The sequence below is a fragment of the Xanthomonas sp. 10-10 genome, from assembly GCF_040182365.1.
In the GTDB taxonomy this organism is placed as follows: Bacteria; Pseudomonadota; Gammaproteobacteria; order Xanthomonadales; family Xanthomonadaceae; genus Xanthomonas; species Xanthomonas arboricola_F.
On sequence record NZ_CP144460.1, the window covers coordinates 246,743 to 258,453 of the forward strand.

The following is an 11,711-nucleotide window of genomic DNA, read 5'->3' on the forward strand; positions in this document are numbered from 1 at the left end:
CAACTGGAAGGGGCCTGGACAATCGTCAACAGACACGGCACGGCAGGCCCGGAAAATAGCACAGCCGTTGCGGCCGCAATCGCTCGATCTCGCGCTTTCGCCGCCGCGGCGCCTGTGCGCAGGCTGGCGTAATGGGGCGTGGCGCAATGGCGGCAAGTGCGGCGATGCACGTGCTGGCCGGTTGTCGTGCCGGGCGCGCAGCCCTCCATACAGCAGCGTGTGTTGCGCATCAGGCTGTTTCGCATGCGGTGCACCGATTAAGATGCCGCCAGCATCTTGCTGACCAGGAGTCCACGTTGATCATCCATCCCAAAGTGCGCGGTTTCATCTGCACCACCACGCATCCGCTTGGCTGCGAGCGCAATGTGCTCGAGCAGATCGCCGCAACGCGCGCACGCGGCGTGCGCAACGACGGCCCGAAGAAGGTGCTGGTGATCGGCGCGTCCAGCGGCTACGGCCTGGCCTCGCGCATCACCGCCGCGTTCGGCTTCGGCGCCGACACGCTGGGCGTGTTCTTCGAAAAACCCGGCACCGCCAGCAAGGCCGGTACCGCCGGCTGGTACAACTCGGCCGCGTTCGACAAGCACGCCAAGGCCGCGGGTCTGTACAGCAAGTCGATCAATGGCGATGCGTTTTCCGATGCCGCACGCGAAAAGGTCATCGAACTGATCAAGACCGAGATGGGCGGCCAGGTCGATCTGGTCGTGTACTCGCTGGCCTCGCCGGTGCGCAAGCTGCCGGGCAGCGGCGAAGTGAAGCGCTCGGCACTCAAGCCGATCGGCAACACCTACACCGCCACCGCCATCGACACCAACAAGGACACCATCATCCAGGCCTCGATCGAGCCGGCCAGCGAGCAGGAGATCGACGACACCATCACCGTGATGGGCGGGCAGGATTGGGAGCTATGGATCGACGCGCTGGAAGGCGCCGGTGTGCTTGCCGATGGCGCGCGCAGCGTGGCCTTCAGCTATATCGGCACCGAAATCACCTGGCCGATCTACTGGCATGGCGCGCTCGGCAAGGCCAAGGTCGATCTGGACCACACCGCGCAGCGCTTGAATGCGCGCCTGGGCAAGCACGGCGGCAGCGCCAACGTGGCGGTGCTCAAGTCGGTGGTGACCCAGGCCAGCGCCGCGATCCCGGTGATGCCGCTGTACATCTCCATGGTCTACAAGATCATGAAGGAAAAGGGCCTGCACGAAGGCACCATCGACCAGCTGGACCGCCTGTTCCGCGAGCGCTTGTATCGCCAGGACGGCCAGCCTGCCGAGCTGGACGACGAAAATCGCCTGCGCCTGGACGACTGGGAACTGCGCGACGACGTGCAGGACGCCTGCAAGGCGCTATGGCCGCAGGTCACCACCGAAAACCTGTTCCAGCTCACCGACTACGCCGGCTACAAGCACGAGTTCCTCAAGCTGTTCGGCTTCGAGCGTGACGACGTGGATTACGACGCCGATGTGGAGACGGACGTGAGCTTCGACTGCGTCGAGCTGAGCTGAGAGCAGGGATTCGGGAATCGGGATTTGGGATTCGCAAGAGCGTGGGTGGCTGCATCGCTGATCTTCGGCGAATCCAAATGCGTTGCGGCGAGGGCAATCGGCAAGCGATGCCGGTTGCCCTTGCTGTTACGAATCCCCACTCCCAAATCCCAAATCCCCGCCCCCAATGGACAAACTGATCGCCTTTCTGGTGCTGGCCGTTGTGGTCAGCGTGGCCTGCGCCGTAGTGCTGCGCTTCGTCAGGTTGCACTGGTCATTGAAGGCGATCGCCAATCTGTTGATCACCACGGCCGTCGTCTGCGCCGTGGTGATGCAGGACGGCTCTGCACCGCCCTGGCACCACGCCTTGCTGATCACGCTGTTCTTCAGCGTCCCGGCGTCGCTGTGTGTGGTGCTGCTGAGCGCAGGATTCAAATGGATGACCAACAAACGCCGCACCCGTGCGCCCGCCTGAAACGCGTGAGCGCAGCGAACAACACCTGGCAAGCACCTGCCCGCCGCCCTGCGGCCGCAACAACGCGTCAGTTCTGAGCGCACCGCGCTCCGTTAGCAACAAGCCTGGACAGAGCGCCGAAAGCCAGCGCTCCTAAGCTCTTACGATTCCCGATTCCCGATTCCCGATTCCCGGCGCGTCAGCGCCGCACATCGAACCGCGCATCGCCCACGCAGGCCTGCACATCGGCCACCGACAGCGGATTGAAATCGCCCGGAATCGAATGCTTCAAGCAACCGGCAGCCAGGCCGAAGCGCACCGTGTCGTCCAGCGACCAGCCTTCGATCAGGCCGTGCAGCACGCCGGCGGCGAAGGCATCGCCACCGCCGATGCGGTCGATGATGGGCGTGAGTTCCTCGCTGGGCGCGCGCGCCACCTCGCCATTGCGCGGCACCAGCATCGCGCCCAGGCTGTGGTGGTCCACGTTATGCGCCACGCGCTGCGTGCAGGCCATCAACTGCAGCTGCGGGAACGCCGCAAACGCCTGCTGCGCGGCCGCTTCCACGCGCGCCTCCAGCGTGTCCTGCGGAAACTCGCCACCGAGTACCACCCCGATGTCGCGGTAGTCGGCAAACACCACATCGGCGCAGTCGAACAGCTGATGCAGGATGCCGCGCGCATCGCCCTGCCAGCGTTGCCAGAGCTTGGGCCGGTAGTTGCCGTCGAACGACACCTTGACCCCGGCCGCACGCGCGGCGCGCGCCGCCGCCAGCGTGGCCTGCGCGACATCGGCGCCCAGCGCCGGGCTCACCCCGGACAGGTGCAGCCATTGCGCGCCCTCGAGCAGGGCCGGCCAGTCGTAGGCATCGGCAGGCGCCAGCGCAAACGCCGAATCGGCGCGGTCGTAGACCACCTCGCTGGGCCGATGGATCGCCCCGGTGGTCAGGAAGTACAGGCCCATGCGGCCATCCACCCGCCGCACATGCCGCGTGTCCACGGCGTGCCGGCGCAGCTCGCCCAGCACTGCCGCGCCCAGCGGGTTGTCGGCGACCGTGCTGACCATGGCCACGTCGTGGCCGAAATGCGCCAGCGATACGCCGACATTGGCTTCGGCTCCACCGCAGTGCACGTCCAGCCGCGGCTGCTGCAACAGCAGTTCGTGACCAGGCGCCCCCAGGCGCAACAACAACTCTCCAAAACACAGGATGCGGGCGTGACTCATGCGGCAATACCTCGGCTGTGTGGTGCGTCACGGTGTGGGGAACCCGCTGCGCGACAGGATGACCATCGGTGTCATTCTAGCCGCGGCAAAACCTGGCGGGCCAGGGGCATGATGCGACCTGGAGTGACCGCTTGCACCCCTTTGGGGCAGATTTGGTGACGTTTTCTGCTGCGCTGCAAGATGTTGAACGACGATTCAGCTGGTAACGTCGTTTTGACCAGCGGTGTCATTACCGCTCACAACCAGACATTCATGTTGTTCATGGACCCTTGGGAGGGGAGGACATGCAATTTCGGACCACCAACCGGAAGACACCGGTTACCTTGCTGGCATTGTCGATCGGCCTGGCGCTGAGCGGCCATGTCGCCGCACAAGAGGCCGCCCAATCACCTGCCGAGCCTGCCGTGGACCTGGACACCGTCACGGTGACCGGTTACCGCGCCTCGGTGGAAAAGGCCCTGGACATCAAGCGCGGCGAAGCCGGCGTGGTCGATGCCATTGTCGCCGAGGACATCGGCAAGTTCCCCGACCTCAACCTCGCCGAATCGCTGCAGCGCATCCCCGGCGTGGTGATCACCCGTGAGGCCGGCGAAGGCCGCGCCATCTCGGTGCGTGGCCTGGGCCCGGAGTTCACCCGTGTACGCATCAACGGCATGGAAGCGCTCACCACCGTCGGCGCCGGCGACCAGAGCGGCGGCACCAACCGCGGCCGCGGCTTCGACTTCAACGTGTTCGCCTCGGACCTGTTCTCGCAGCTGATCGCGCGCAAGACCGCCTCGGCCGATGTGGAAGAAGGCTCGCTCGGCGCCACCGTCGACCTGCGCACCGCACGTCCGTTCGACTACAACGGCTTCACCTTCGCCGCCAGCGGCCAGGCCGCCTACAACGCGATGGCCGAGAAGGCCAACCCGCGCGTGGCCGGCCTGATCGCCAACACCTGGGCCGACAACACCTTCGGCGCGTTGCTGTCGGTGGCCTACACCGAGCGCGAAGTGCTGGAAGAAGGTTCCAACACCGGCCGCTGGGCCAATGGCCCCAGCAACGGCGGCTTCAGTGCCGCCTCGCCGTTCGCCGCCGCGCGCTCGGCCGACGTGTACCACCCGCGTTTCCCGCGCTACACCCAGCAGATCCACGACCAGCAGCGCCTGGGCGTCACCGGCTCGCTGCAGTGGAAGCCGTCCGACCGCACCACGCTGTCGCTGGACATGCTGTATTCCAAGATCGATGCCAAGCGCGACGAGCACTACATCGAAGCGATCTCCTTCAGCCGCAACCGCGACGGGCTCACCCCGCGCCGTGCGGTGCGTGACGGCAAGCCCGCCACCATCGTGCGCAACGGCGAGATCCGCAACAACGCGCTGGTCTACGGCGAGTTCGACAATGTCGACATCCGTACCGAAAACCGCCACGACGAGTGGAACACCGAGTTCAAGCAGATCAGCTTCGACATGGAGCATCGCTTCAACGATGCCTTCAGCGTCAATGCCCGGGTCGGTACCTCGCGCTCGGCGCACGAGAACCCGATCCAGACCACCATCATCATGGACAAGTACGACGTCGACGGGTACAGCTACGACTACCGCGGCAACAACCGCGCGCCGGTGCTGAACTACGGCATCAACCCGACCGATCCCAATGGTTGGGAACTGGCCGAAATCCGCCTGCGCCCGCAGTCGGTGGACAACGACTTCGACACCGGCCAGATCGACTTCAACTGGAACGTCAGCCCCGGTTTCCGCCTCAAGGGCGGCGTGCTGGCCAAGAACTACACCTTCAGCACCGTCGAACTGCGCCGCGCCAACGAGCTGGCGGTTCCCAACTTCGCCAACGGCAGCACCATCGTGCCGGCAGACCTGACCCAGCAGGCCGGGCTCAAGGGCATCAACGGCAGCCCCAGCGCGTGGGTGGTGCCCAACCTGGATGCGGTGGCCGACCAGTTCGGCATCTACAGCAACAGCGGCACCTTCGCCGTGGCCCCGCGCGTCAACAACAGCCGCAGCGTCGAAGAAAAGGACCGCGGCGTGTGGTTGATGGGCGAGTTCTCCACCGACCTGGGTTCCATCCCGCTGTCGGGTAACTTCGGCGTGCGCTATGTGGAAACCGAGCAGGAGTCCACCGGGTATGCGTTGATCAACAACGCACCGGCGCTGACCACCGTCAGCCGCAAGTACGACAACACGCTGCCCTCGTTCAACCTGGTCGCCGAGCTGATGCCCGACCTGCTGCTGCGCCTGGGTGCGGCCAAGGTCATGAGCCGCCCCGGCCTGGGCAGCCTCACCCCCGGCGTCACCGTGGCCGTGGCCGGCGGGTCGCGCACCGTGGCCGGCGGCAACCCGGATCTGGACCCGATCGAAGCCACCAACGTCGACCTCGGCCTGGAGTGGTACTTCAACGAAGGCGCCATGCTCGGCGTCGGCGTGTTCTACAAGGACATCGAAAGCTTCATCCAGACCGCGCGCGAAGTGCGTCCGTACTCCAGCAGCGGCCTGCCGGCCGAACTGCTGGCCGGTACCGGTGCCACCGTCAACGACGATTTCGCCTTCAGCATCCCGCTCAATACCCCGGGTGGCGAATTGAAGGGCGTGGAAGCCAACTACACCCAGCCCTTCACCTTCCTGCCGGGCAAGTGGGCCAACCTGGGCGTGCAGCTCAACTACACCTGGGTCGATTCGCAGATCCAGTACTTGGCCAGCAGCGGCGCACCGGTGATGAAGAACGATCTGCTCGGGCTGTCGCGCTCGTCGTGGAATGCCACGCTGTTCTACGAGGGCGACTCCTTCGCAGGGCGCGTGTCGGCCACCAACCGCGACGACTACCTGACCCAGGCGCCGGGTTCGGAAGCCGGCTTCAACGTCGATGGCGTGCACGGCATGACCGGCACCACCATGATCGACGCCTCGCTGCGCTACAAGATCAGCAAGCAGCTGGAGCTGAGCCTGGAAGGCATCAACCTCACCAACGAAGCCTCCGACGAGTGGGTGTCCTCGCCGCGCACCGGCCAGTTGCCGCTGCAATACGGCGAAACCGGCCGCCAGTTCCTGCTGGGTGCCCGCTACAAGTTCTAAGTGTTGCCCGCCCGCTGCGCACCTGCGCAGCGGGCCCTATTCCAACGCCTGATCGCATTGCCGCCTGCGCCGGAGTTCCGTGCGCGCATGCAACGCGGTGGGCGTGATTCAAGCCGGAGACACCGCATCGCGCCACACAAGGTCGCGCCGCACGGTGGCCGGTGATGTGACGAGTCGACGCCCGTGGCCCGTGGGGAGGCTGCACGCGTCTTTGCAGCCGCGCCATTGGAGTGAGTGCATCATGCAAGTCCGTTCGCGTCGTTCCGCCTCACTGGCGGCCGCTCGCCTGCCCACCGCGCGTCTGTCGGTGGCCATCGTCCTGGCGCTGCACGCGGCCACGGCCGTCGCGCAAACCGTCGGCCCGCCCACCACGCCTACCGATGCGGTGGACCTGGACCGCGTGCAGGTCAAGGCCACCTACCGCGAAAGCCTGCAGCAATCGCTCGACGCCAAGCGCTACAGCGTGGAGCAGGTGGATGCGATCTACGCCGAAGACATCGGCAAGTTTCCCGATCTGAACCTGGCCGAATCGATGCAGCGCATCGCCGGCGTCTCTATCGACCGCGAAGGCGGCGAGGGCAAGCAGATCTCCGTGCGCGGCCTGGGCTCGGACTTCACCCGCGTGCGCATCAACGGGCTGGAAGCACTGGCCACCGCCGGCAGCGGCAGCGATGGCGTCAACCGCAGCCGCGGTTTCGACTTCAATACGTTTGCTTCCGAGCTCTTCAGCCGCGTCACCATCAGCAAGACCCAGTCGGCGCAGATGGATGAAGGCTCATTGGGCGCCACGGTCGACCTGCGCGGCTCGCGCCCGTTCGACTTCGACGGCTTCGAAGCGGCCGCGTCCACGCAATACGGCTACAACGATCTCTCGCGCGAAAAGGACCCGCGCTTTTCCGGCCTGATCAGCAATATCTGGGCCGATGGCCGCGTCGGCGCGCTGATGTCGGTGTCCTACAGCGAGCGGCATCTGCGCGAGGAAGGCTACAACCCGGTGCGCTGGGAGCACGGCAACTACCGCAACTCCAACCAGAGCACCGCTACCAACAACGGCACCTACGGTTTCTGTTCGCCGGTGGGCTACAACCCGCAGACCCCGCGCAACCCGCTGGCCAACGAAACCCCTGCCGGGGTCGGCTCGCAGGCCAACCAGGACCGCAACAACGGCTGGGGCAGTTACGGCATCAGCGCCGCCAACTGCGGCACCGGCATCCCGCGCCCGGCCAACACGCCGGAGAACATCCAGGCCTACGAGACCGCTACCAACGCCTGGATTCCGCGCTACCCGCGCTACATCCGCACCGACCACGAGATCAAGCGCCTCGGCGTCACCGGCGCGCTGCAATTCAAGGTCAGCGACGACACCTTGCTGAACTTCGACATGCTGTATTCCAAGCTGGACAAGGATCAGCGCGAAGACTCGGTCGGCGCCAACCTGCACCGCACCGCCAACTTCGGCGGCAAGACCCAGATCGCCGTGCGCGAAGCGCAGGTGGACGACCAGAACCGCCTCACTTATGGCGTGTTCGACAACGTCGACTTCCGCACCGAGTCCAGCAACATCGAAGAATCCACCGAGTTCAAGCAGTTCAGCCTGGACCTGCAGCACCGCTTCAACGACCAGGTGCGCGTGAATGCATTGGTCGGCCACTCGACCTCGGACTATGAACGCCCCGAGTTCTCGATGGTGAGTTTCGACAACACCAATCTCGATGGCTTCGTGCTCGACCGCCGCAATGGTGGCGATTACCCGAGCATGAGCTTCCCCTTCGATGCGGGTAACCCCAACAACTGGCAGTGGCTGGGCTATGGCGCAGTGCCGGTCAACAGCAACGGCACCGCGCGCGGCACCAACATCAGCGAGGTGCGGCTCAACCCGCAGTCGGTGGGCAACACCTTCGACACCGCCAAGGTGGATCTGGAATTCAACATCAGCCCCACCTTCACCTTCCGCACCGGGCTGGCCTACAAGAACTACGACATGGACACGTCGGAGTCGCGCAACATCTCCTACGGGCGTCTGGCGCAGGCACTGCCGGCCGGCGTGGGCGTGGGCGATCTGAGCACCAACCTGGACGGCTTCGGCCGCAGCTTGAACGGCAGCTTCCCCACCAACTGGGTGATTCCGGATTTCCAGAAGGTCGCCGACCTGCTCAACATCAATTGCGATTGCGACACCGGCGTACCCGGTGGCGACTACCGCCTGGCCGACGTCGGCCACTTCGGCTCGTCCAACAACAATTTCGCCGTCAACGAAAAGAGCCTGGGCACCTACCTGCAGCTGGACTTCAACACCGACCTGTGGGGGCGCGCGTTGCGCGGCAACCTGGGCGTGCGCTATGTGCAGACGCAGATCGCCGCCAGTGGCTATGCCCCGTGCACGGCCACCGCGGCCGGCGCCATCTCGCCCAACTGCGAATCGTTCTTCGGCGTGGCCAGCGCCACCGCCGCGGCCGGCGAGCGCCTGCTGGTGCCCACCACCGTCAACCACAACTACCGCGACATCCTGCCCTCGTTGAATCTGTCGTGGGATGTCAGCGACGAAGTGGTGCTGCGCTTCGGTGCGGCCAAGACCATGGCGCGCCCCACGCTGGCGTATCTGTCGCCCAGCGTCAGCGGCGGCCCTACGCAGTATTTCGACGATGGGCGCTTCTTCTCGATCAACCTGGGCAACCCCAAGCTCGACCCGTTCCGCTCCACCAACTACGACCTCAGCGCCGAGTGGTACTTCCGCGAAGGCTCGCTGCTGTCGGCGGCGGTGTTCTACAAGGACATCGACAGCTACGTGCAGCGCACCCGCGTGCTCAGCACCTGGGAAGCGATGGGCTACTCGCTGGACCTGCTGCCCGCAGGCTTCACGCCAGACACCATCTTCAACGTGCAGAGCTACTTCAACACGCCCGGCGGCCCGCTCAAGGGCTTCGAGCTGACCTACCAGCAGGCCTTCGACTTCTTGCCCGGCTTCTGGCGCAACTTCGGCATCCAGCTCAACTACACCCAGGTCGATTCCAAGATCAATTACCTGTTCAGTACCGCAGGCAACAGCAATACCAGCATCACCACCACCGCCACCGAGCGCGACCTACTCAACCTCTCGCCGCAGTCCTACAACGCCACCGTCTACTACGACGACGGCCGCTTCAGTGCGCGCGTGTCCACCAGTTATCGCGATGGCTACATCAACAACATCCTGGCCCAGGAAGACGTCTACGACCTGGATGGCCGGCGTCTGGTCACCGCCGATGTCACCGGCAAATACAGCGTGGAAAACGTCGATTTCAACATGTCCTACAAGCTCAACGACCAGCTGTCGCTGACGTTCGAGGCCATCAACCTGCTCGACACCCCCGACCGCCGCTACGTCGATTCCACGCTGGAACTGCCCGACAAGTACACCGTCACCGGGCGCCAGTACTACATCGGCGCGCGCTACAAGTTCTGACAGGAGAACAGCAATGCAACCGCATCGCAGGATCGTGTTACGCACGCTCGCCGCCACCGCCCTGCTGGCCGGGCTGTCGCTCGGCAGTACCGCCGCCATCGCAGCCGACCCGGTCTACACCGTGGCCAAGCAGGGCAGCGCCGGCTACCGCACCGTGCAGGCCGCCATCGACGCCGCCGTGCAGGGCGGCAAACGCGCGCAGATCAACATCGGCGCAGGCACCTATCAGGAACTGATCGTGGTGCCGTCCAACGCCCCGGCGCTCAGGCTCACCGGCGCCGGCCCCACCCAGACCATCATCACCTACGACAACTACGCCTCGCGCATCAATCCGGCCACCGGCACCGAATACGGCACCTCCGGCTCGTCCAGCGTCATCATCGCCGGCAACGACTTCACTGCAGAAAAACTCGCCTTCGGCAATCACGCAGGCCCGGTCGGGCAGGCAGTGGCGGTGCGCGTGGATGGCGATCGCGCCGCGTTCCGCAATGTGCGTTTTCTCGGTTACCAGGACACGCTGTATTTGCGTGGCGCCAAGCTCTCGTACTTCCTCGACTGCTATGTCGAAGGCACCGTCGACTTCGTGTTCGGCGCCGGCACCGCCTTGTTCGAGAACGTGCAACTGCACTCGCTGGGCGATGGCTATCTCACTGCCGCCTCTACCCCGCAGGAAAGCGCGCGCGGTTTCGTGTTCCGCAATGCGCGCGTCACCGCTGCCAGCGGCGTGTCGCGCGTGTTCCTGGGCCGGCCGTGGCGCCCGTACGCCAGCGTGAGTTTCATCAGCAGCCAGCTCGGCGCGCATGTGCCGCCGGAAGGCTGGAACAACTGGGGCAACACCGCCAACGAGGCCACCGCCCGCTACAGCGAATACCAGAGCAGCGGCGCCGGTGCCAACCCGTCGCGCCGCGTGAAGTGGTCGCGTCAGCTCAGTGCCGCGCAAGCCGCTGCATTGGATCGCAACACCATCCTCGGCACCTGGAGGCCGTTCTGATGATCAAGTTCTCTACCTTGGCGTTCACCGGCGCCTTGCTGCTGGCACCGCTCTCGGCCATGGCCGACCACATTGCCGACAACATGCTGCTGCTGCAGACCGCCTCCGGCGGCTGGTCCAAGCAGTACAAGGGCGTGGCCGTCGACTACACCCGCACCTTCACCGCTGCGGAAATCGCCGAGCTGCAGCAACCCGGGCGCAAGGACGACGCCACCATCGACAACAAGGCCACCACGTACGAAATCACGTACCTGTCCACCGCCTTCAAGAACGAGAAGAATCCCAAGTACATCGCCGCCGCCCGCCGCGGCGTGGACTACCTGCTCAAGGCGCAGTACGCCAACGGCGGCTGGCCGCAGTTCTACCCGGACCTGTCGTCCTACCACCACCAGATCACCTACAACGACGACGCCATGGTGCGCGTGCTCAACCTGCTGCAGGACATCGGCGAGGGCAAGGGCGACGCCGGCGCGCAGCTGCGTGGCAGCCACGGCGCCAAGTCCACCCAGGCGGTGGCCAAGGGGCTGGAATGCGTGCTCGCCACCCAGGTCAAGATCGGCGGCACGCTCACCATCTGGGGCGCGCAATACGACGAGGTCACGCTCAAGCCGGCCAAGGCGCGCGCGTACGAGCTCGCGTCGCTGGCCTCCAGCGAGTCGGTCAGCATCGTGCGCTTCCTGATGCGCCAGCCCAACCCGTCGGCCAAGATCAAGACCGCCGTGCAGGCGGCCGGTGTCTGGTTCGACACCCACCGCATGCGCGACCTGGCCACCAAGAAGATCGACGACCCCACCCAGGAAACCGGCAAGGACGTGATCCTCGTCGCGCAACCGGGCGCCTCGCTGTGGGCACGCTTCTACGACCTGCAGAATCAACGCCCCTTGTATGCCAACCGCGACGGCAAGGCCCTGACCGACTACATGCAGGTGCCCAACGAGCGCCGCGTGGGTTATGCCTGGCACGGCACCTGGCCGGACAAGTTGTTGAAGGACGACATTCCCAAGTGGAAGGCCGCAAACGGGCTGTAGTGGACGCAGCCATCGCACCACCGCA

The 11,711-nt window shown here is 65.3% G+C and carries 7 protein-coding genes; 6 read left to right on the top strand and 1 reads right to left on the bottom strand.

Annotated elements, in window-relative coordinates:
- Positions 1-296 precede the first annotated feature (296 nt).
- Positions 297-1,505: an enoyl-ACP reductase FabV gene (fabV, locus tag VZ068_RS01005; protein WP_259159282.1), complete on the top strand. Its 1,209-nt coding sequence runs from the start codon at positions 297-299 to the stop codon at positions 1,503-1,505.
- Positions 1,506-1,671: 166 nt separating this feature from the next.
- The gene (locus VZ068_RS01010; protein WP_349656613.1) at positions 1,672-1,959 is read left to right on the top strand and encodes a hypothetical protein; all 288 of its coding nucleotides are present in this window, start codon (positions 1,672-1,674) and stop codon (positions 1,957-1,959) included.
- A 178-nt stretch (positions 1,960-2,137) separates the two neighbouring features.
- On the opposite strand, the gene VZ068_RS01015 is transcribed toward VZ068_RS01010, so the two are convergent.
- Positions 2,138-3,160, bottom strand: coding sequence for a sugar kinase (locus VZ068_RS01015; RefSeq protein ID WP_349656614.1), 1,023 nt, complete (start codon positions 3,158-3,160; stop codon positions 2,138-2,140).
- 284 nt (positions 3,161-3,444) lie between these two features.
- Here VZ068_RS01015 and VZ068_RS01020 point away from each other — a divergent pair, with 284 nt between their 5' ends.
- The 4 genes from VZ068_RS01020 to pelA all read left to right on the top strand — a co-directional run bounded on the left by VZ068_RS01020 (position 3,445) and on the right by pelA (position 11,686).
- Positions 3,445-6,225: a TonB-dependent receptor gene (locus VZ068_RS01020; protein WP_349656615.1), complete on the top strand. Its 2,781-nt coding sequence runs from the start codon at positions 3,445-3,447 to the stop codon at positions 6,223-6,225.
- 241 nt (positions 6,226-6,466) lie between these two features.
- Positions 6,467-9,667, top strand: coding sequence for a TonB-dependent receptor (locus tag VZ068_RS01025; RefSeq protein WP_349656616.1), 3,201 nt, complete (start codon positions 6,467-6,469; stop codon positions 9,665-9,667).
- A gap of 13 nt (positions 9,668-9,680) precedes the next feature.
- Positions 9,681-10,658, top strand: a complete 978-nt coding sequence (locus tag VZ068_RS01030) for a pectinesterase family protein (RefSeq protein ID WP_349656617.1) — start codon at positions 9,681-9,683, stop codon at positions 10,656-10,658.
- The gene (gene pelA / locus VZ068_RS01035) at positions 10,658-11,686 is read left to right on the top strand and encodes a pectate lyase (protein WP_349656618.1); all 1,029 of its coding nucleotides are present in this window, start codon (positions 10,658-10,660) and stop codon (positions 11,684-11,686) included. Before VZ068_RS01030 ends, pelA begins: the two co-directional genes overlap by 1 nt.
- The last annotated feature ends 25 nt before the right edge of the window (positions 11,687-11,711 follow it).